Source organism: Burkholderiales bacterium (genome assembly GCA_035518095.1).
Lineage (GTDB): Bacteria > Pseudomonadota > Gammaproteobacteria > Burkholderiales > JAHFRG01 > JAHFRG01.
In genome coordinates this window covers 88,552-110,335 of sequence record DATIXX010000041.1, presented here as the reverse complement: position 1 = coordinate 110,335, position 21,784 = coordinate 88,552, and the positions used below count along the sequence as shown (strand labels likewise).

Below are 21,784 nucleotides of genomic sequence, written 5' to 3'. Positions count from 1 at the left end.
GCAATATGATGATTCCAATCTACCGCCGCCGCCGGCTGATCAACGCATTTAATCTTTTTGTTTCCATGCTTGCTGTGGCTTTCGGTCTGTTTTGGCTTGGTTGGATACTGTGGACCCTGTTCAGCAACGGGCTGCAAGCAATCGATTGGACAATATTCACGCAGAGTACTCCGCCTCCGGGAAGTAATGGCGGCTTGGCGAATGCAATCGGCGGTAGCCTTCTCATGACGACAATCGCGGTGATAATTGGCACACCTGTGGGGATACTTGCCGGCACCTACCTTGCAGAATACGGGCGTGGCGGCTGGCTTGCGCCCGCGACGCGATTTATCAATGACATTCTTCTCAGTGCGCCGTCGATCGTCATCGGGCTTTTTGTTTATGCAGTCTACGTCGCAAACGTGAAGCACTTCTCCGGATGGGCCGGCGCGTGCGCGCTTGCGCTAATAGTGATTCCGGTGGTTTTAAAAACCACCGAGAACATGCTGCGGCTCATACCCAACAGTTTGCGTGAAGCGGCGGCCGCCCTCGGCGCGCCGCGCTGGAAGATCATCACGATGGTTACATTGCGCGCCTCGCGCGCCGGTATCCTAACTGGGATATTGCTTGCAGTCGCGCGCATTGCCGGCGAGACCGCACCACTGCTCTTTACTGCTCTAAACAATCAGTTTGGGTCGGCAAACCTCAATCAACCCATCGCGAACCTGCCCGTTGTAATTTTCCAGTTCGCAATGAGCCCGTACAATGACTGGCAGCGGCTGGCGTGGGGCGGTGCGCTGCTGATTACGGTGGCCGTCCTCGCTTTTAACATCATCGGCCGAACGCTGTTTCGCGAAAAAATACCTTTGCAATAAGCTGATCTGAAACCCCCATGGACGATACAACCATACACGCACCCAAGATCAAAATTAATAACCTGAGCTTTTATTACGGGAACTATCAGGCGTTAAAGCCCATGGCGTTCGAAATACTGGAAAACCAGGTAACCGCATTTATAGGACCGTCGGGCTGCGGTAAGTCTACCTTATTGCGCACCTTTAACCGTATGTACGAGTTGTACCCTAATCAGCAAGCAAGGGGTGAAATACTTCTGGACGGGCAGAACATTCTTGATCCGCGGCAGGACGTCAATATGCTGCGCGCCAAAGTAGGAATGGTGTTTCAAAAACCTACCCCGTTTCCCATGTCTGTTTTTGACAATATCGCATTCGGAATCAAACTTTACGAAAGCCTCTCGCGGCGCGAACTTGAAGAACGGGTTGAATGGGCGCTGCGCAAAGCAGCGTTGTGGGAAGAAGTTAAGGATAAACTAAACCAAAGCGGCACCAGCCTGTCCGGAGGGCAACAACAGCGGCTGTGCATTGCGCGCGCCATCGCGGTAAAACCGGAGGTGCTGTTGCTGGACGAGCCTGCCTCGGCTCTGGACCCTATTTCGACAGCGCACATCGAAGAGCTGATTCATGAACTTAAGGAAGATTACACCATCGCCATCGTCACCCATAACATGCAACAGGCGGCGCGAGTTTCGGAATATACTGCCTACATGTACCTGGGCGAGCTGATAGAATTCGGCCCAACCGATCAGATTTTCGTCAAGCCCAAGCGCAAGGAAACAGAAGACTACATCACCGGCCGCTTCGGCTAAACAGAGGAAAGAACCGTGAATGAGCACACTTTAAGACAGTTCGACGCCGACATGGAGGCCATCCGCACCATGGTGTTAAACATGGGCGGTTTAGTCGAACAGCAGTTGCTGCGTGCTATCAATTCACTAAAGTCCGGCATCGATGACGCTGAACACGATTTGCTTGCCGATGAGCAGCGCATTAACAGCATGGAGATGGAAATTGATCAGCTGTGCAGTCAGATCATAAGCCGGCGCCAGCCGGCTGCGATTGATTTGCGCATGATTATGACCTTCCTTAAAACAGCCAACGATCTTGAACGCATCGGAGACGAGGCAAAAAAAGTGACCACCAAAGGCCAGGAAGTTCACAACAGCAAACGGGTTACTGTGGCGCACCTGCACGAACTCACCTGGGTTTCGCAAACGACGCGGCAAATGGTGCAAAAAGCGCTGGACGCGCTTGCGCGGCTTGACGTCAAAGCGGCCGCAGAAGTTCTGGCGGAAGACGAGAGGGTCGACGCTGAATTCGTAAGTATCGTACGGCAAATGGCAAGTTATATGATGGAAGATCCGCGCACCATTTCCGTTTGCATTGAAATCGTGCTGATCGCCAAGGCCATCGAGCGTATCGGCGATCATGCCAAAAACATTTGCGAATACGTAGTGCATGCCGTGAAAGGCAAGGACGTGCGGCACGCGAGCTTGGCCGAAATCCAGCAGGAGATTGGCCAATAGTTACCAAGGCTCGGCCCAAGGCGAAGTGCGCCATGATTTCGCCCAAATGTTGATCACCGGCAGACTCGCGATGAAAGTATTTCGGCGTAGATTGAAGACGCTGAAAACTACGGTCGGGGCGCGGGATATTGCCGCAAACTGTAGGAACTGCCCCGCGTCACCGCAAGCAAACGCTTGGGCGACGGGAGCAGCATACACACCGGGTTCGAAAATGTTTCTTGTGGCAGCCCGTCCGCTTTCCTTCCACACTACGCAACTCCGAAAAACCCTCGTGCCGCCGACACGCGAATCGCTCAAAGATTGATTATATGAACACAACAGTGCTGGTCGTCGAGGACGAGCCCGCGATTCAAGAGTTACTTGCCGCCACGTTGATCCGAGCAGGTTACGACGTGCAGCGCGCGCCCGATGCGAATATCGCAATGGAAAGTTTGCACAATTCGCTTCCGGATATGATTTTACTGGACTGGATGCTGCCGGGTCGCTCAGGTCTGGCGTTCGCGCGCGAGCTCAGGAACAATCCGCGCACCAAGACGGTGCCCATCATCATGGTCACTGCGCGCGCAGAGGAAGAAAACAAAGTCGCAGGTCTCGAACAGGGTGTGGACGATTACATCACCAAACCCTTCTCGCCGCGGGAATTGTTGGCGAGAGTTAAAGCCGTGCTGCGCAGGCGGGCGCCGCACTCCACGGATGATGCTGTAAAGATCGGTTCCCTGGTTCTTGACCCGGTTTCTCACCGGGTCTACGTCGGCGATAGCTCACTACATATTGGTCCGACCGAGTTTCGCTTGCTCCACTTTTTGATGACTCACCCGGACCGCGTATACTCTCGTGCCCAACTTCTGGATCAAGTCTGGGGTGACCACGTATTTCTGGAAGAGCGTACAGTGGATGTCCATATCCGCCGTTTGCGCCTGGCCTTGCAGTCGGACGGTCATGATAAATTGATTAGGACGGTGCGCGGCAGCGGATATCTCCTTGCAGGCAGATTACCTGGGTGAATCAGCGGATTTCCGGTCGCGTCGTATCAATTCAACCCTATTTTTTCCGGCGCACTTGATTATTGGTTGCTGTCGCGAGCCGGCTTTGTACGCTGCCAATCGGACACGCGTTGGCAGCTGGTTAAGACTGCCGGCATTGTGTGCCAATGAATAGCCGGATGCGTGGCAATGCGAACGCCTTGTGTCTGGAGCGCGCGTCCTTGCTTCGGACGTTCGCAAGATTGCCCCAGGGCACAAAGCGCGACGGCCAAGGTGCCCCGGCCCGAGATCAGCGATTTCGTCGGACCTGGCGATCGTGAAATTCCATACCCGAGGTTGGCCCATTAGAGACCATTGCTGCGCTCCAGAGAATAGACCCGCGGACGCCGCTCAATTGCGCAGTCTGCGGCTGAGGTGCCTTGCACGAGGACGCGCCAAGGTGCTTATCGCCTGCGGCCGGGCGAAAGGTCTGCGATCGTTCCACACCATTGATTGACGGGCAGGGCCGCGACGGCTGTTTTGGCAAGTGTGGTAAATCGCGGGCTCGCTGCAGCGTCTGTCACAAATTTTTCACGCCACGTTCATGTTTTTTTCACAATACTTGATTAGCCTCTCCGCTGGCCAATTGTTCAGTGGAGAAACCCGGTGCTGGCTCAACCTTCGCCGTCGCTAGAACGGAACCGGCTTTCTCGCTTTCGGCTTTTCTTTGCACGCACGCGCGCCGAAGTCGCCGAGGCGCAAGCGCTTCGCTACCGCGTATTCGTAGAGGAACTCGGTGCGCGCGTAGCAACCATGGCAAATGGAATCGATCGCGATACTTACGATTCGTATTGCGAGCACCTGCTGGTGCGCGACGATAAAAACGGCAAGGTTGTCGGCACCTATCGCATACTCGCTCCTTGCAAGGCGCAGCAGATCGGCGGTTTTTACGCCGATGAGGAGTTTGAGTTGACGCGGCTCAACAACCTGCGCCACGAGCTGGTGGAACTCGGCCGCTCTTGCGTGCACCCGGATTATCGCAGCGGGGCCATCCTAGCAATGTTGTGGAGGGGAATTGCGCGCTACATGCAAAGCCACGGCTATCGCTACCTGATGGGCTGCGCAAGCATTTCGCTTGCCGACGGCGGCTCGACGGCCGCACGGGTCTGGAAACTAACACGTAGATTGCAGGCGGGCCCGAGCGAGTGGCGCGTATTTCCGCGATTGCCCTTGCCACCCGAAATCGAGGCGGCCAACACGACGGTTGCCGAGTTGACTTGTCGCAGTATCCCGCCACTCATTAAGGGATATCTGCACGCAGGTGCGCTGGTGTGCGGCGATCCGGCTTGGGACCCGGGCTTCAACACGGCTGACTTTTTCATGCTACTGCCGTTCGAACGCCTTGCAGACCGTCACGCCGCAAAATTTCTGAAGCGTTAGAACAGCAATCGATCTCGCACCGGATGCCAGCGGCGCCGCGGCTCCATATTTTCCTTATCTTCGCAATACTGCGTGTGCTAGCATAGGTGGTCAACTGGAACGTGTGAATGATCGTTGCGCAAATTACTGATCTGCACCTCACCGCGGAAGGCAGCTTGGCCGAAGGCCGAATAGACACCGCCGCCAGTTTAGCGCGTTGTATAGCACAAATAATCCGTCTTGATCCTGCGCCAGACGTTTTGATGATTACTGGCGATCTCGCCAATTTGGGACACCCTGAAGAATATATACGCCTGCGGCGCCTGCTCGCGCCACTCAACTTGCCCACGTTCGTCATCCCGGGCAACCACGATGATCGAAGCATACTTCATACCGCGTTCGACGACTGCAATTATCTGCCGAAGCAGGGCCCTTTCCTGCACTACGTAGTTGATGATTTTCCGTTGCGTCTCATCGCTCTCGATACGGTCGTGGCAAACCAGGGTTACGGCGCGCTGTGTGCCGATAGGCTGGATTGGATCAAAGCCCGGCTAGGCGAAGCGCGCACTCAACCCACTTTGATCTTCATGCATCATCCGCCATTTGCAACCGGCATAGCGCACATGGATGCAATCCGACTACTGGACGGCGCCGATGCTTTCGGGGCCATAGTCGCCGGTCAGGATCACATCAAACTGATTGCCTGCGGGCATGTGCACCGAACGATTGTCACTGACTTCCACGGAACGCCCGCGGTCGTTTGTCCCAGCACCGCGCACCAGATCGTACTAAACCTGCACCTGAATGGACCCGCGGAATTCGATTTCGAACCGCCGGGTTTCATGCTGCACGTCTGGGATGGGGAGCGCATAATCACTCACAATGTACCGGTCGGCGACTTCGATGGGCCATTTGCGTTCGAAGACTAACAATCCGGAGGCTCGTTCATTTCCGGCAAGCCAAGACGGTAATGATCAAATGACAAAATTATCACGTTTTTACGTGACCGCGATGCCACTGCATGCAGTTTCCATTGCGTGCCCAATCAGAGGGGCTTGAACGAAAACCGTGGAAACACAACACTCGATCTTTGCTGCCGTTGATTTGGGGTCAAACAGCTTCAAGCTGCAAGTGGCGAGGATGGTTGACAACCAGATCTACTTGCTTGATTCCCTCCGCGAGCCGGTGCGCCTCGGTTCCGGGCTCACGGAAGACAAAAAGCTCGATGAACCCACGCAGGCGCGAGCCCTGGCGTGCTTGAAGCGTTTCGGCGAATGCCTTCGCGGATTTCCTGCACATGGAGTGCGCGCGGTGGGCACCAATACCCTGCGAGTTGCGAAAAACGCGCCAACATTCCTCAAACAGGCCGAGGTGGCACTTGGATTCCCGATCGAGGTGGTAGCAGGACGCGAAGAAGCACGGCTTATTTATCTTGGTGTCACCCAAAGCCTACCACCGGTTGGCGAGAAAAGGCTGGTCGTGGATATAGGCGGCGGCTCCACTGAATTCATTATCGGAAGCGGCGTCCGGCCGCAAAAACTGGAGAGCCTGTATATGGGCTGCGTAAGTCACAGTTTGCGCTTTTTTCCCGAAGGCAAAATCAGCAAGAGCAACATGAAGGAAGCGGAGCTGGCGGCGCGCAACGAACTTCAGAGCATCGCCTCCGAGTTTTCCGCGAATTATTGGCAAGAAGCCGTCGGCTCATCAGGGACAATCAAGGCGCTTGGCGACATTCTGGAACTTAATGGTTACAGCGATTCCGGCATCACTGCCGGCGGGCTGGAAAAATTCCGCTCCTACCTGCTCAAGGCGGGAAGTGTCGATCGTCTCGCTATCGAGGGTTTGAGAACAGATCGCGCACCGGTAATAGCGGGCGGTTTTGCAATTTTATCTGCAGTTTTTTCTGAACTTGGCGTAAAGCACATGAAGGTCGCGTCGGGGGCGTTGCGCCAGGGCATACTGTGCGACCTTTTGGGGCGCATTCATCATAAGGACATGCGCGAAGTCACTGTCCAGCAATTCATGGAGCGCTACAATGTGGATTCCGCACAGGCGAAATCAGTTGAAGCGCTTGCCCAGGAGTTGCTGCGCCAGCTTATCAAGGATAGTGAGGCTCTCGAAGACGCCGCCCGGCTTATTGCCTGGTCGAGCCGGCTGCATGAGATCGGCGTATCTGTGGCGCACAGTGGTTACCACAAGCATTCAGCTTACATCATCCAAAACGCCGACATGCCCGGCTTTTCTAAGATGGACCAGGGCCGGATGAGCTTGCTCGTGTTGGCGCATCGGGGCAAGCTGTCCAAGGTGCGTGGTTTATTGACGGACGAAAGGCAGTGGTCGCAGATTTTGGCGCTGCGTCTTGCGGCACTTTTTTATCGCAGCCGCAGAACGCCGTCGCTGCAGCGCATTCAAGTCAAGTCCAGTTCCTCTGGATACTATCTTTCCCTAGACAGGGAATGGCTGAAGCGGAATCCATTGACTGTCATGGCGCTGCTGGATGAAACCAAGGAATGGAAGTCGGTAGGGCTGGAACTTGAGGTCAGCTACTTGAAAGACTTGCAGGACCAGCCGGACTATGTCATCGCGCAATAGCAGCATTCATCTGCTGCATGTGTGCGTCCGAGCATCTTACAGCATGTCGGTCGAGATTACCGCGCGCACTGCAACCTGGTTTTCATTGTTCTGACGGTTCGCGAGCCACCATATCGCGCCTTTCTTTAGGCTCCAATCCGCTTCGGCGCCACACAGCAAGAGCGCAACTGTCTGTCCCAAGGTCGGCTGATGACCCACCACGACCACCGTACCCCGGGCATCCGGCCAGCCGGCCGCGGCAAGCAGGGCTTTTGCGGTAGTACCCGCTCCGATTTCCTTCAATGTCACGTAATTTGCGTCAAGAGCTTGCGCCGTTTGCTGTGCGCGTTTGGCCGGGCTTACGATCATGCGGTAACCTTCCGGGAGATGTGCCTTGAGCCATTTAGCCATTTTCTTTGCTTGCTTTGTGCCTTTGCCTGTGAGAATCCGCGCGGCATCAGGGACTCCATCCTCAGCGTCCGCGTGACGCCACAAAATTAGATCCATTATTTCTCCTTCCAGCGCCGGGCCTGCAGCCGGGTCTATTTCCAAAATACTTGCTGTTCTTTAAACTCCTCCCAGCGCGTATTCAGCTGAGCGAGCTGCTGTGCGCGCGTTGCAGCTATCCAGCCCTGGGCCCGATTTACCGGGTCGCGCAGCCCGGTGTTTCGTTCCACCATCTCGCTCAATAAGCGTTCCTGGATGTTCAGATCATTGAGTGTTCCCAGGCAGTCCTGCAACGCCGAGAGTGCCCGTAAATAGCGCTTGGTTCGCTTGCGTGGGTACAGCCCGGAGAAAAACTCGCAGGCATAGCGCTGCTTTTTAACCGCGATGCGAAGCGCGTGGCGCTCCACGCTTGAAAGCTGTTCCAGATTTTTGCCACGCTTTTTCAGTTTGCGGTGGTATCGATCAAACACCACCGGCGCGAAATAGGATAAAGGTTGCACCAACTGCTGCAGGCGCATCTGGTCTGGATGTTCGTGCCAGCGTTCACCGCTCAGCCAGCCGCAAAGCATCAGCATGAAGCTGCCATAGTGCTCAGAGGCGACCGCATTGCGCGCAACACGGTTCCTGGCTGCGCGCCTGAGGGCGGCAGTGCGCCGCATTTGAACCCATTGCCTGCTTTCAGGCAACGCGTTCTCGAGTGACGGAAAAAATTCGGTCACAAATACATCCCAGTCCCTGGCCGGGCCGAGTGCGCTCCTGAGTGTCTTTAATTCTTTTTCGATTGGCGCCATCGTATCTTTGGCGAGCGCTTTTTTAAACACGCCCAGCGCGGCGTGCATGCGCCGCAGAGCGACGCGCATTTGATGCAAATATTCTGGATCGACCCCCAGCAGCATCCCGCTCTCATTGCCCTGCAGATGATGAATGCAGTTCCAAAGCGTGCGCTTGAACGCTTCGTTTACACTGATATCAGGACTGATATCCAGCGCTGTGGCCTTCACCACCGGAGGCGCTTTGTGGGCATAAAGAAGATAGCCCCGCTCGGCCTTGCTTGCGTTTTCCAGCCTGAGCGGCACAGTCTTCTGCAGCTCCGCGGCGAAGTCATACAGGGCCGCCGCGGAACCCGATTTCAGCTCCAACTCGATTTCCGATAACATTTCAACCGCGTCACCCGCTTTGATTTTTCCGCGGTCCAGACAAAATTCCAGTTTCTCGCCTGCCGTTAGCTGAAGCGGGTGAACAATCCGGGTGATCTCGGTCGTGAATACCGGTTTCAGCTTTTGCCGCAATTTCTGGGTGCGACCGATTTCGTCCAATCCCTGCTCACGCAGGCGGTCCCAGTCGATTTCGGGGCGGTTGACTGGGGACTCCCATTCTGTGCGCTCATGCAGCCCGCCCGATGCCGCGCCGTTGCTTTTGACAGTTTGGATCCATTTCGACCCGCTGCTGCGCAGTCGCAACGTGAGACCCTTATTCCACAGGCTTAACTCCGGCGTATCGTAATAATGGCTCAAAAGTTTTTGTTCCACCGCAGGCGCGCAGCCGAATGTTTTGAGCAATGGGTGCTGCTGCAGCCGTGAGTAATGCTCGGGCAAAAAAGACAGCTTTAGCTCGACCTCTCTCGTAGCCGGATTCACTACGCCCCCATTTCAACGCGACTTATTTTGCGGATTTCGCCGCCACCTGCGATAGGAGAGCTTGCTGCGCGCTATAAGGTTTCGCGCGGCGCGGTGTCCTGCGGCGGTAGTGGCCGGAAGAATCCATTTCCCATGCTTGGCAGTTATCCTTGAGATACGGCTTGAGCCCTTCGGCAATCACCCGTTTTTTTAGCTTGGGATCGAGGACGGGAAAACAGGTCTCGATGCGTCTAAAGAAATTTCGCTCCATCCAGTCGGCACTGGCCAGGTAGACATCATCGACCCCACCGTTATGAAAATAAAAAATACGTGAATGTTCAAGAAAACGCCCGATTATGGAGCGCACACGGATGTTTTCCGAGAGACCGGGAATTCCAGGGCGCAAAGCGCAAACGCCGCGCACGATGAGATCTATTTTTACACCCGCCTGCGATGCCTGGTAAAGCGCCTGGATAATCTCGGGTTCAAGAAGGGCATTCATCTTGGCGATGATCGCCGCAGGCTTGCCCGCCTCGGCAAACTTAGCTTCATTGCGGATCGCCTTGAGAGTCTCATCATGCAAAGTAAAAGGAGATTGCCAAATATAAGCAAGCCTACCGGCCTTGCCCAATCCGGTCAGCTGTATGAACAGTTCGTTGACGTCGGAGCAAATCTGCTCATTGCAGGTAAACAATCCGAAGTCGGTGTAAAGTTTGGCCGTACTGGGATGATAATTTCCGGTTCCAAGATGAACGTAGCGCCGCAGCCGGCCTTCTTCGCGCCTCACCACCAGCGCCATCTTTGCATGAGTCTTATGCCCGACCACGCCGTACACAACATGCGCGCCCACCTCTTCCAGACGCGCCGCCCAGTTTATGTTGGCCTCCTCGTCAAAACGCGCCAATAGCTCCACCACCACTGTCACTTCCTTGCCACGTTCCGCAGCAGTAATCAGCGCTTCCATCAGTGCCGAATCGGCGCCGGTGCGGTACACCGTGAGCTTTATCGCCACCACGTCTGGATCCACCGCTGCCTGCTGAAAAAATTTAATCACCGGCTGGAATGACTGAAATGGATGGTGCAGCAACAAATCCCCTTTTTGTACGGCCTCAAAAATATCGGGCTGCTTGATCAGCACCGCGGGCAATCCGGGCAAAAAAGCAGGAAATTTGAGATCAGGGCGGTCCACGCGTTCCGGCACTTGAATGAGCCGCACCAAGTTCACGGGCCCGTTCACTCTGTAAAGATCGCCTTCGTCCAAATTAAACTGCTGCAATAGAAATTCGGTCATCTCCGGCGAGCAGCTGTCCGCCACTTCGAGCCGCACCGCATCGCCGTAGTGGCGATGCGGCAGTTCGCCCTGAAGCGCCGTGCGCAGGTTTTTGACTTCTTCCTCCTCTACAAATAGCTCGCTGTTGCGGGTAACACGGAATTGGTAGCAACCCAGTACATTCATCCCGGCAAACAGTTCGCCCACATGCGCATGCAAAATTGACGATAGAAATACAAAGCCGTAATCGCAACCCGCCACGTCTCTCGGCATCTGGATGAAGCGTGGCAGAATGCGTGGAGCTTGTACCATGGCGACTCCGGAATTGCGTCCGAAGGCGTCGCGGCCCTGCAGTTCCACCGCAAAATTGAGGCTCTTGTTGAGCATGCGAGGGAAAGGATGAGAAGGGTCCAGGCCGATAGGGGTCAATACCGGCAACATTTCGCGGAAGAAATAGGCCTTGACCCATTCGCGTTGCGCGTCGTTCCACTGGGTACGTCTAAGAAACCGGATGCCTTGCGCCGAAAGCTGCGGCACAATTTCCTCGTAGAAAAGATCGTATTGCCTTGCGAGCAGCTTGCGCACCTCTTCCGCCACGCGTTTTAACACCTGCTGCGCCGACATGCCGTTCGTCCCGGCGCCCCCGCTTTCGCTTTCAATCCTTTCCTTCAGGCCCGCCACCCGGATTTCGAAAAATTCGTCCAGGTTACTGCTGACGATGCAAATGAATTTAAGCCGCTCGAGCAGAGGAACTGCCGGATCTTCCGCCTGCGCCAGTACGCGACGGTTAAACTCAAGCTGGCCAAGTTCGCGGTTTAAATGACTCTCGGTGGAGACGCGGTCCACGAGTGTACTTGTTGCAATATCCTGCTCCGCGCGTCTACCCGCGACGTTACTTTCTGTAGAAAGGCGGTTCATGAGCCAACCTGTTTTAACGTCCCGCTTCGCTCCAATGCCGTCGGTGCCCCTTATAGCCGCCGCAAATTTCAGAGCATTTTAAAAATATTGTCGGGCGTCGTACCTTGTATTCGAGAAAAGCCTCGGATCAAAAAAACCGAGTCGCGGAATTGGAATTGAGTACTGGATCGATAACTACGTCTTAACCCTGCGGCATCTATGCCATATCAAAAACATGTTTCTCTAGGTTGCACTGTAATTGTGCAGCGGAGTGTCAGCGGAGTTAGAACCATTTTTCGCTGGCGGGTTGTGCGCACCGGCTGTTTCGGCGTCCTAATCGAGACATACAGAAATAAACTGCCTAATACTCTCGCCAACCAAAGAAATCGAAAAAACCCGGCTTTGAGTTGTGCAATGTTATCACACTCGCCAATGAAGTTCCATTTGCGCGTTGTAGCCAAGCGGCAACATGTTGCTGTGCAGGCATTGCTAAAATACTTGAATGGGCCGAATGCTGATTCGAACTCCTAGAGTTCGCTCGAAACACCATCTGCACCACAAATAATCTAGGAATGTCAAAAAGTTAGCGCCATAGACGGGCCCGAAACGGTGCGTTGCGGCAAGGGCCGACGAGATCGCCGGCCTGACCGGATTTCTCGCCTCACTTTGTGGACGTTCTTTCTCGGACCGGCACGCCACAATTGGGTTTTTCTCCACTTTTTAAGATCTCAAATGGATAGTGTATACTCGCTAGCATCACTGCAGAATCGATTGCGCGCCGATCGCGGATTTTTTGGAAAACGTACAGTGGATGTCCGTATCACCGCCTTGCGGCCGAGCATCCCTACCAATTTAATTAAAACGGTGCGCGGCAGCGCTCATCTTCACTTCGGCGTATCGGTTTGATGGTTTCCCTCTGGAATCGCAGCGCAGCCGCGCTGGGGATCATCCTGGCGATTTCTCTAGTCGGCGGACTGCTGTTTGGTCTAATCGCGGCATTGAGTGTTTTCGCCGCAGGCGCAGTAATTCTGGCTTTCTACCACATCTACCATTTAGCCCAATTCGAGCGTTGGACGCTCAGTGGTATGGACACACCTGTGCCACAAGGTAGTTGGGTGTGGGAGCAGGTTTTCGCCAATCTTTACCGGCGTCTTCGCATGCGCAAGGAAGCCGAAACAAACCTTGCCGCGACCTTGGCGCGAATGCGCGAAGCGGCCGAGGCCATGCCCGACGGAATGGTGATTCTTACCGGCGATGACCATATCGAATGGTTTAACTGGCATGCGACCAGCTACCTAGGGCTGAATCCAGAACATGATATCGGCCAGCCTCTCGCCAATCTGGTGCGCCAACCCGAGATTATCGAGTTCGTCGCGCACGGCAATTTTGGCGAACCGCTGACCGTAAAGTCGGCGCGCGACCCTCGGCTCACGCTCGCGCTGCAAATCATTCCCTACGGTACTGAACAGAAACTTCTTGTTGCGCGCGACATCTCCAACCTGGAAGAAGTGGAAACGATGCGTCGGGATTTTGTTGCAAACGTCTCGCACGAATTGCGCACTCCGCTTACTGTGCTGTGCGGCTTCCTAGAAACCCTGGAAACCCTGCCGCCGCACGATCCCGAATTGCCGCATTTTCTCAAGCTCATGAAAACCCAAGCCGACAGCATGCAACGTCTGGTAAATGACCTGCTCACGCTTTCGCAACTTGAAAGTCCACAGAATCCGCTAAGGCAAGAGCCGGTGGATATCGCTGCGCTTGTGCGAAACGTATATAACGATGCGCTCGGATTAAGCGCAGGAACTCAACAGATCAAGCTGCAAATTAATTCCACCAGCAAAATCCTGGGTAGCGAAAGCGAGCTCGCCAGTGCATTCGGCAACCTGGCGAGCAACGCGGTGCGCTACACGCCGCACGGCGGCACTATAACTCTGAGCTGGCATAACACGGGTGATCGAGAAGAGTTCGAAGTGCGCGATACCGGAATCGGGATTGCGCCTGAAGACATTCCGCGCATTACCGAGCGTTTTTACCGTGTAGACCGCGGCCGTTCGCGCAACACCGGCGGCACCGGGCTCGGCCTCGCGATCGTGAAGCATGTGGTCCTGCGACACCAGGCGGAGCTTTCCATTAACAGTACGCCTGGAAAAGGGAGCAGCTTTGTCATTCGCTTTCCGCCAGCGCGGTGCTTGCCATAGTTCGGAACGTCACGCTGGACGCCACGCCTGTTCCGGTATAGATATTAGCGGCAAATAGCTTTAATCAGCCCGCGTGCTGTTGCGATCTTTCATTCGCAGCAGTTAACAAAAACTCAAAAAAACAGTCATCAAATTTTCTTATTCCGCCCTCAAACTAGGGCCCGCAGATTACCAAATCTCGATGGGGGACACTGGGCATGGAGCGCAGCGTAGATGATTTTGACAGGTCAGTTGCGGTCGAGGGCTTGAGACAGGTACAAATGGCGAACGAGCATTTAGTCGGTCGACCGCAACAGGACGTATGGCTAGAGCAATTTCTGGCAAACGCGCGCAAGGCATTTGGACTTCGCTGCAAACAGAACGAAGCAGTTAAGCTTGCCCGGGAACTCGAGCAGCAGGGATATTTCGGTTTCGCACATTACCTCGAGCTTCGGGCGAGGCGTTACGCGGTGAACGCGGCGCGCAAATCAGGCGTTGCATCTGTCCCGGATAATAGCCTCGGCCTGTAGTTCTGAAATGGCTTAATTCCAGGAGTGAAGTTCTGTCTGCAGCATTAGGGTAGGCAAAGGGCTTTTTTTGACCTGCCGTACTCAAAACATGTACTGGCTCGCATATTTGTAGTTTTCGTGGTCGCTCGTTCCGTTCATTTCCGGCAGACTCGCGGTATAGATATTTCCAGCTACTTTTAATGCCGGGAGCAGCGTGCTACAGTCTTCGGTGATCTCGTTGAACGGCTGATCAGCTCAATCCGGACGTGTTTTACTTTACATGCAGCTGACGACAACACGGCTCGCCGTTTTTATTTTTCTTGCCGCGTTTGGCTCGACTTGCGTTGCCGCCGATCGGATAGTTACCGACTCGACCGGACGCGAGTTGGCGTTGCCAGCAATTGTAAAAAGGGTTTATGCAGCAGGCCCGCCTGCCTCCGTATTTGTGTTTGCAATCGCGCCGGAAAAACTCATCGGATGGACGCGCGCAATGCATACGGATGAAGCGGTGTATCTGCCGCAGAAATACGCGAAATTGCCTGAGGTCGGCCGGCTAACCGGCCGCGGTAACACTGCCAATCTGGAACAGGTTCTTGCCGCGAAACCCGATGTGATTGTCGATGCCGGCTCCACGTCCGAGACCTATATTTCGCTGGCTCAGAAAGTGGAAACGCAGACAGGAATACCCTATCTCTTGTTCGACGGCAGGCTCGCGCAAACAGCGAAATCGTTTCGCGCGCTGGGTGTGGCCTTGGGCGAAAAAGCACGAGGCGATGCTCTGGCCAATTACGTGGACCGGACCCTTGCGGAACTGCACGCGAAAATCGCGAAGGTAGCGACCGCGAAGCGGCCGCGAGTTTACTACGCACGTGGCGCCAATGGTCTAACTACCGCGCTTGATGGCTCGATTAACGTCGAAGTGCTGGATCTCCTCAATGCGGAAAATGTCGCCGGTAAAAGCAAAATTTCGAGCGGCCTAACCAAGGTATCGTTCGAGCAGGTATTGGCGTGGAATCCCGACATTATCGTCACCACGGACGAGGTGTTTTACCGGTTTACCGTGCACCAAGATCCACGCTGGCGGGCGCTAGCGGCGGTGGGCGCGAAACGAGTATATCTTTCTCCGGATCTTCCTTTCGGCTGGTTTGATTTTCCACCCGGTCCCAATCGATTGATCGGCGCTCAGTGGCTGGCCAAAATTCTGTACCCGGACATTTTTAAAGACGACCTCGAGCCAAAAGTAAGGACTTTCTACCGCCTGTTCTATCATCGCGCGCCCAGCAGCAAAGAAGTCGAAGCATTGCTGAACCCGGGAAACGCGGAATGATCTCTGGGTCGCGCAACTTCGCTCGGCTTTATTGCGGCGCATTGGGCCTGACACTTGCTTTGGTATTACTCGCGTTCTGGCTCGGGAAGTTTCCGCTGTCCTCTGCCGATGTGCTTGCCGCGGTGGCGGCAAAGCTATTTGGCGTTCCCGTCCATTTGCCGGTCAATGCCGAAGCAGTCATGTGGGAAATCCGCGCGCCGCGCATTGGCGCCGCATTGCTCGTGGGAGCGGGGCTCGCGGCCGCCGGTTCCTCATACCAAGGCATGTTCAAAAACCCGCTGGTCTCTCCCGATATTCTCGGTGTGTCGTCCGGCGCGGCCCTCGGTGCCGTGCTGGGGATCTTTCTTTCGAAGAATATAGTCATGATCCAGTTATTCGCGTTTATGGGCGGCTTGATTGCGGTGGGACTTGTATATGCAGTTGGTTCCGCGGTGCGCGGTCACGACCCACTCGTTACGCTGATCTTGACCGGCGTGGTAATCGGCACGCTGCTTGGCAGCTTCATCGCGCTGCTTAAATATCTCGCAGATCCCTACAATCAGCTGCCCGCCATTACCTTCTGGCTGATGGGAAGTCTCGCGTCAATTGCGTCCTCCGATCTCGTCGTGGCCGCGCCGCTGATTGCACTGGGATTGATTCCACTGTATCTGCTGCGTTGGCGCATAAACTTGCTTTCCCTGTCCGATGACGAAGCGCAGGCCCTGGGCGTTAACCTTACCGCCACGCGTCTCATCGTGATTTTTAGCGCAACATTGATGACAGCGGCCAGCGTGGCCATTGCCGGAATTATCGGCTGGATCGGACTGCTCATGCCGCATATTGCGCGCATGCTGGTGGGTCCAGATTTCGCCAAGGCTTTGCCAATGTCGCTGCTCTTGGGCGCGGCTTTCATGCTCGGCGTGGATACGCTCGCGCGCACTGCCGCGGATATCGAGATCCCTCCAGGCGTGCTTACGGCGTTGATCGGCACCCCGTTCTTTATCTGGATACTGTCTACTGCGCGCAGGGGGTGGCGCTAATAAATGCGGCTGATCGCGGAAAATTTGACTTACGGATACCCGAAGCGCGCGATAGGCAGCGGGCTCAGCCTTTCGCTCAGCTCCGGCGACTCGCTATGCGTGCTCGGACCCAACGGCAGCGGCAAGACCACTCTGTTCCGCACTCTGTTGGGCCTTTTGCGCGCAAAGGGGGGCCGGGTCCTGCTGGACGGGAAAGAGCTCGCCGACTGGCCCCGTGCCCAGCTTGCGCAGGCGCTGGCTTACGTACCGCAGGCCCACGAGGACACGTTTGCTTTTACCGTTGAGGAAATCGTGCTTATGGGGCGCACCGCACATGTCGGACTATTCGCAAGTCCTTCGGCGCAAGATCGGGAAAAAGCGCATGATGCCATCGCAATACTCGGGCTTACGCATTTGACACACAGCATCTATACGCGCATCAGCGGAGGCGAGCGCCAGCTCACGTTGATTGCGCGTGCCCTGGCGCAGGGAGCGAATCTTATCGTCCTCGATGAACCGACTGCGAGCTTGGACTTCGGCAACCGCGCTCGAGTGCTGGCGATGCTGTCGCGCATTGCAAGTAGCGGCATTGGGATCGTGTTCTCAACCCACCACCCGGACGAGGCTTTTGTTTGCGCCCAACGCGTAATGATGCTGCGCGAAGGGCACGTTATTGGAAGCGGGAAACCGCACGAGGTGATCACGGCATCGCATCTGGAAAGCTTGTACGGCGTGCCGGTGGAAGTGGTCGAGGTACCGGGTGGTCGCGCGTGCTTGCCAATAATACGGAACTAAGTGCGTGTCAATCTGGCCCATTATTGAATTTAAACGAGGGCCATTGATTTGTCGGTTAATTGCCAAGCGCCGTGCGGGTGCCGCTTTTCTTGAACAAGCGTAACCTAGATGTTTTCCGGGTCTTGACGCCCATTCTAAAGAACTTGCTTTAACCGGAATGAAGCTCTATTAGTTACACAACAAGCGGTTCGCAACAGCGACGTTTGGTATTGAGACTCCGCGGCCATAGCTTCACCGAAGGTCTTGATCGCCGCTTGAGCAACTTCATTCTGCCGCTATTTACCGTGCACGATGTGAACTTGGGCGCGGCTTAGACTCCGGTAAAAGCGAATTCGCCGCGTGACCGGCCACCAATCATAAAGAAAAATTTGCATTGGACGCCACATCGCCACCCAGCCTCCGATTGTCAGGCTTTCGCGCATAATAGTGAGAAAAGTCCCCGTCGCTAATCTCTCAATGGCATTGGCCGCCACAAGGCATAGCGCGAGAAAGCTAAGCCCGATCACGAGACTTTTTCGTCCCTCGCGCAACAGCCTGCGAAGCCCCCTGAGGGCAAGTCCCACTTTGTAATCATAATAATTGTGGATTGCCTCGCTAACCAGAACGCCGGTATCACCTTCAGCCGGAAGTTGCTCCAGGTGAATAACGATATGGATTCGGCTCTTGGAAGGGAACTCCAGTGCCCAGCTCTCAATGAATTCCTCGGCCTCGGGATCGAGATCCTTATGAAGAAAAGGCGTCGGGTCCATTGAATTGAACAGCTGTGCAACATCGCGTACGTGAAGTTCGATTCGATGAACCGGTGCGAGAGCAGTCTTCATGGCAAATAAGGATTCAGCCCAAGCTCCGCGAAAGATTCAGTTCGCCCGGTTTCAGTTCCACACAACTCACCGACGCTGCGAAATCAGTCGTTTGATCAGAGGATAGGTGCATAACAAGGCCAGGCACAGCGTAATTGGTCGTAGCGTTGTCTATGAGCAATTCTATCAAAGCGAGTTGAAATGTTTATATGTTTTCGTCCCGAAAAATGGGATGCCGCGTAACAGTTGATCTCCGCGTGCATTAGCGCTCTGTTGAAACTAAGCCGCATACCCCTGACCTGTATGGATGCTCGTGCACGTTCTCTCAGGGTGGACAAAGGGAGGGTAGCCTGCGGTATAGTGTCAGGGGCTGTCATCTTTTTTCTTGTACATTGAAGGAGGGTAACCATGCCGGAACAATTGCGCTGTGACCCCAGCTTTTATCCTTCACCGAAGCTCGCCATAGAAGCGCCTGCAGAACGCTATGCGTATGTGGCGCTGCTGTGTCCGGACAAGTCCAAACCGGATGCCTTGGCAGTTGTCGATGTCGCACCCGGCTCGAAGAGCTACGGCCGCATCATCCATAAGGTAGAGCTTACCCACATCGGCGATGAGCTGCATCACTTCGGCTGGAACGCCTGCAGCTCCATGCTCTGCCCTCTAAGCGCCCACCCCTTTACTGAGCGGCGCTACCTCATCGTCCCGGGAATACGGTCTTCGCGGATCTACGTTATTGACACCAAGCCGAATCCGGCCAAGGCGAAGATCGTCAAGGTCATCGAGCCCGACGAGGTCATCAAAAAGACAGGTTACTCTCGTCCGCACACGGTGCACTGCGGCCCGGAGGGAATCTATATCAGCACTCTAGGAGCTGGCGGGGCTGACGGCACGCAAGGCGTTCCAGGCGTGTTTCTCATGGACTGCGAAAACTTTGAGATTTTGGGTCGCTGGGAGCTGGAACGCGGACCTCAGCGCTTGAGCTATGATTTCTGGTGGAACATACCCCACGGCTATCTGGTCTCGAGTGAATGGGGATTGCCGCCCCAGTTCGAGAACGGCATTGTTGCAGGGGATCTTATTAATAATCGCTATGGGCACCGCCTTCATTTTTGGGATTTGCGTGGCCGACGACACACGCAGACCGTAGACTTGGGGGCCAACCACCAGATGGCTCTGGAAGTAAGGCCGGCCCATGAGCCTACCAAGGATTACGGTTTTCTTGGCGTGGTGGTGGATACGACCAATCTGGAAGGATCAATCTGGACCTGGTATCGAGAGAACGGTCAGTTCAAGGCGAAGAAGACCGCAGTCATTCCGCCACAGCCCGCCGATCCGGCGAAACTTCCCGATTTACTCAAAGCATTCAAGGCGGTTCCGCCGCTAATAACCGACATCGATCTCTCGCTCGATGACCGGTTTCTCTATGTGGCCTGCTGGGGAACCGGGGAACTGCGACAGTATGATGTCACTGATCCGATGAGCCCTAAACTTGCAGGTTCTGTGAAAGTCGGAGGGATCGTTAATCGCACTGTGCATTCCAGCGGCAAGCCTTTCGGCGGCGGGCCCCAGATGGTTGAGATCAGTCGTGACGGCCGGCGCGTGTACTTTACGAATTCCCTGTACAGCACTTGGGATGATCAGTTCTATCCTGATGGAGTACCCGGCGTGCAAGTAATGGCGAAAGTCCAGCCGGGTGGCGGGATGCAGTTGGATCGAGATTTCTTCGTCGAGTTCGAACGCGGTTATCGCTCCCACCAAACCCGCCTGGAAGGCGGTGACTGCTCGACCGACTCGTTTTGCTTTCCGTCCGCTTAACCTGAAGTGGGCAGCCTGGCGCAGAGCCTGGCTCAGCACCCGGGCGCTTGGTTGGTGATCGTCGCTCTCGGTTGCTACCACGGCATCAATCCTGCGATGGGCTGGTTGTTCGCCGTCTCCAACGGCATGCAGGAAAAGCGAGCCGGCGCAGTGTTCTCGGCGCTACCGCCAATCGCAATCGGCCATTTTCTTGCAATGGCAGTGGCGCTTTTGCCATTCGCGCTGCTGAATGCTTATTTCGAACGGACGCGGGGAATCGGTCTGGCTGCCGGGTTTCTACTCATTGGATTTGGCGTATACAAGTTCCTAAGTCGCAGACATCCGCGTTTCCTCGCACGGATTGGACCGTCGCACCTTGTGTTCTGGTCATTTCTCATGGCGACCGCTCACGGCGCCGGGTTGATGCTTGCGCCGATGTATTTAGAATTATGCCGGGCATCGCACCCTGCCTCTTTCGGCCATGCCGCGATGGCGCAGCTCATTCGTAGCGGCGTCATTTCTACGTCGCTGGTGGCGGTGATCCACACGCTGGCGATGCTGCTCACCGCCGGCCTGATCGCGTGGCTGGTTTACCGTTACTTCGGCCTTAGGCTTTTGCAGCGGGCCTGGCTCAATCTGGATCTCCTATGGGCTGCGCTTCTAATGACCGTGGGTGGCGTTGCGGTAGTGATAGCCTGGTAGTACCAGCGCTAGCCGGCGCGTAGCGCCGGAGTACTTAGCAGATGTCGCGGCACGCAACGCGGTGGCGATGCACACCGTCACAGGAGAAAATCAAAAAGCACGGCGCAATGCTTAACGTCTTGAGAAATCTGGCGCGCCCTACTGGATTCGAACCAGTGACCTTTGGCTTCGGAGGCCAACACTCTATCCACTGAGCTAAGGGCGCGGTTTTTCCGATATTTGCGCTTTCCAGTTTAGCGTTTTTCTCAAGGATGCGCCTATGACAGCCCAAGAATTCCCGCTATAATTTTTTCTTTTTTCATTCCATTCATAGATCGGAATCCGTCATGGACCCTGAGCGCGAAGCCGCAAAAAAGCTTGCGAAGCGAATGATACTAATAATAATGGGCGGGTTCCTGGTTCCGGTCATTACCGTTGTGCTGTTATCCCAATTGGCGGTGGACAGCATGGGCGAGAGCGGTAAAAATTCCCCTGGGATGTCTCCTGAGGAAGTGGCGCAGCGTTTGAAACCGGTAGGTGAAGTAACGATTGCAACCGGCCCCAGTGCCGAGAAACAGGAAAAAACTGGTGAAGAGGTGGTCAAGGAAGTTTGTGGCGCGTGCCACACGGCTGGCGTATTGAATGCCCCGAAAATCGGCGATAAGAAAGCCTGGACCGAACGCTTCAAGATAGGCGAGGCCGCGCTTCTAAAACATGACATCGACGGCATCCGCCAAATGCCCCCGCGCGGCGGCAATCCCGCACTTTCCGATCGCGAAGTGCAGGCAGCCCTGGAATATATGGCGCGGCAGTCGGGTGTAAAAATCAAAGAACAGGCGCCTCCGCTTGCAGCGGCGGCCGCAATGGGCAGCACGGGCAAGACGGTATTTGAAACGACTTGCGCAGTGTGCCATGTTCCCGGCGCGGCTAATGCGCCAAAGTTCGGCGATAAAGCGGCGTGGAAGCCGCGGATTAAAACGGGTATCGAAAATCTGTATAACAGCGCGATTCATGGCAAAAATGCGATGCCGCCAAAAGGCGGCAATCCCGCACTTTCCGATGCTGATGTGAAAGCCGCTGTCGATTATATGGTCAGCCAATCGAAATAGATCCATCCAAGGCATGAGAAAGGCGCAGAATTAAAGCTGCGCTTTTTTTA

19 protein-coding genes and 1 tRNA gene are annotated in these 21,784 nt (G+C 55.2%); 15 read left to right on the top strand and 5 right to left on the bottom strand.

What is annotated here, in order from left to right:
- The first annotated feature begins 5 nt into the window (after positions 1 to 5).
- The 7 genes from pstA to ppx all read left to right on the top strand — a co-directional run bounded on the left by pstA (position 6) and on the right by ppx (position 7,335).
- Complete coding sequence (gene pstA / locus VLV32_07805) at positions 6 to 854, top strand: phosphate ABC transporter permease PstA (protein ID HUL41793.1); 849 nt, start codon at positions 6 to 8, stop codon at positions 852 to 854.
- Between the two features lie 17 nt (positions 855 to 871).
- Positions 872 to 1,645: a phosphate ABC transporter ATP-binding protein PstB gene (gene pstB, locus VLV32_07800; GenBank protein HUL41792.1), complete on the top strand. Its 774-nt coding sequence runs from the start codon at positions 872 to 874 to the stop codon at positions 1,643 to 1,645.
- 15 nt (positions 1,646 to 1,660) lie between these two features.
- On the top strand, positions 1,661 to 2,362 hold the full coding sequence (phoU, locus tag VLV32_07795) for a phosphate signaling complex protein PhoU (GenBank protein HUL41791.1): 702 nt from the start codon (positions 1,661 to 1,663) through the stop codon (positions 2,360 to 2,362).
- A 308-nt stretch (positions 2,363 to 2,670) separates the two neighbouring features.
- The gene (gene phoB, locus VLV32_07790) at positions 2,671 to 3,366 is read left to right on the top strand and encodes a phosphate regulon transcriptional regulator PhoB (protein ID HUL41790.1); all 696 of its coding nucleotides are present in this window, start codon (positions 2,671 to 2,673) and stop codon (positions 3,364 to 3,366) included.
- A 624-nt stretch (positions 3,367 to 3,990) separates the two neighbouring features.
- Positions 3,991 to 4,764, top strand: coding sequence for a GNAT family N-acyltransferase (locus tag VLV32_07785; GenBank protein HUL41789.1), 774 nt, complete (start codon positions 3,991 to 3,993; stop codon positions 4,762 to 4,764).
- A gap of 107 nt (positions 4,765 to 4,871) precedes the next feature.
- Positions 4,872 to 5,672, top strand: a complete 801-nt coding sequence (locus VLV32_07780) for a phosphodiesterase (protein ID HUL41788.1) — start codon at positions 4,872 to 4,874, stop codon at positions 5,670 to 5,672.
- Between the two features lie 139 nt (positions 5,673 to 5,811).
- Positions 5,812 to 7,335, top strand: coding sequence for an exopolyphosphatase (ppx, locus tag VLV32_07775; protein HUL41787.1), 1,524 nt, complete (start codon positions 5,812 to 5,814; stop codon positions 7,333 to 7,335).
- Between the two features lie 36 nt (positions 7,336 to 7,371).
- On the opposite strand, the gene VLV32_07770 is transcribed toward ppx, so the two are convergent.
- The 3 genes from VLV32_07770 to ppk1 are packed head-to-tail and all read right to left on the bottom strand — an operon-like array spanning position 7,372 to position 11,565.
- Positions 7,372 to 7,821, bottom strand: coding sequence for a histidine phosphatase family protein (locus tag VLV32_07770; GenBank protein ID HUL41786.1), 450 nt, complete (start codon positions 7,819 to 7,821; stop codon positions 7,372 to 7,374).
- Between the two features lie 35 nt (positions 7,822 to 7,856).
- Complete coding sequence (locus VLV32_07765) at positions 7,857 to 9,398, bottom strand: CHAD domain-containing protein (protein ID HUL41785.1); 1,542 nt, start codon at positions 9,396 to 9,398, stop codon at positions 7,857 to 7,859.
- Between the two features lie 22 nt (positions 9,399 to 9,420).
- Positions 9,421 to 11,565, bottom strand: coding sequence for a polyphosphate kinase 1 (gene ppk1, locus VLV32_07760; GenBank protein HUL41784.1), 2,145 nt, complete (start codon positions 11,563 to 11,565; stop codon positions 9,421 to 9,423).
- An 884-nt stretch (positions 11,566 to 12,449) separates the two neighbouring features.
- On the opposite strand from ppk1, the gene phoR reads away from it, so the two are divergent.
- From phoR to VLV32_07735, 5 genes are all read left to right on the top strand, one after another.
- Positions 12,450 to 13,742, top strand: a complete 1,293-nt coding sequence (phoR, locus tag VLV32_07755) for a phosphate regulon sensor histidine kinase PhoR (GenBank protein ID HUL41783.1) — start codon at positions 12,450 to 12,452, stop codon at positions 13,740 to 13,742.
- A 197-nt stretch (positions 13,743 to 13,939) separates the two neighbouring features.
- The gene (locus VLV32_07750) at positions 13,940 to 14,251 is read left to right on the top strand and encodes a hypothetical protein (protein ID HUL41782.1); all 312 of its coding nucleotides are present in this window, start codon (positions 13,940 to 13,942) and stop codon (positions 14,249 to 14,251) included.
- A 259-nt stretch (positions 14,252 to 14,510) separates the two neighbouring features.
- Positions 14,511 to 15,557: an ABC transporter substrate-binding protein gene (locus tag VLV32_07745; GenBank protein ID HUL41781.1), complete on the top strand. Its 1,047-nt coding sequence runs from the start codon at positions 14,511 to 14,513 to the stop codon at positions 15,555 to 15,557.
- Positions 15,554 to 16,576 (top strand): iron ABC transporter permease, encoded by a 1,023-nt coding sequence (locus VLV32_07740; GenBank protein HUL41780.1) that lies wholly within the window; start codon positions 15,554 to 15,556, stop codon positions 16,574 to 16,576. The genes VLV32_07745 and VLV32_07740 overlap by 4 nt, the downstream gene beginning before the upstream one ends.
- 3 nt (positions 16,577 to 16,579) lie before the next feature.
- Positions 16,580 to 17,350, top strand: coding sequence for an ABC transporter ATP-binding protein (locus VLV32_07735; GenBank protein HUL41779.1), 771 nt, complete (start codon positions 16,580 to 16,582; stop codon positions 17,348 to 17,350).
- A 275-nt stretch (positions 17,351 to 17,625) separates the two neighbouring features.
- Here VLV32_07735 and VLV32_07730 read toward each other — a convergent pair whose 3' ends face one another.
- Positions 17,626 to 18,171: a hypothetical protein gene (locus tag VLV32_07730; protein ID HUL41778.1), complete on the bottom strand. Its 546-nt coding sequence runs from the start codon at positions 18,169 to 18,171 to the stop codon at positions 17,626 to 17,628.
- A gap of 387 nt (positions 18,172 to 18,558) precedes the next feature.
- Between VLV32_07730 and VLV32_07725 the strand changes: the two genes are divergently transcribed.
- Positions 18,559 to 19,965 (top strand): selenium-binding protein SBP56-related protein, encoded by a 1,407-nt coding sequence (locus VLV32_07725; protein ID HUL41777.1) that lies wholly within the window; start codon positions 18,559 to 18,561, stop codon positions 19,963 to 19,965.
- Positions 19,966 to 19,971: 6 nt separating this feature from the next.
- Positions 19,972 to 20,646, top strand: coding sequence for a hypothetical protein (locus VLV32_07720; GenBank protein ID HUL41776.1), 675 nt, complete (start codon positions 19,972 to 19,974; stop codon positions 20,644 to 20,646).
- Between the two features lie 129 nt (positions 20,647 to 20,775).
- Here VLV32_07720 and VLV32_07715 read toward each other — a convergent pair.
- Positions 20,776 to 20,851, bottom strand: a tRNA-Arg gene (locus VLV32_07715).
- A 121-nt stretch (positions 20,852 to 20,972) separates the two neighbouring features.
- Here VLV32_07715 and VLV32_07710 point away from each other — a divergent pair.
- Positions 20,973 to 21,734: a c-type cytochrome gene (locus tag VLV32_07710; GenBank protein HUL41775.1), complete on the top strand. Its 762-nt coding sequence runs from the start codon at positions 20,973 to 20,975 to the stop codon at positions 21,732 to 21,734.
- Positions 21,735 to 21,784 lie beyond the last annotated feature (50 nt).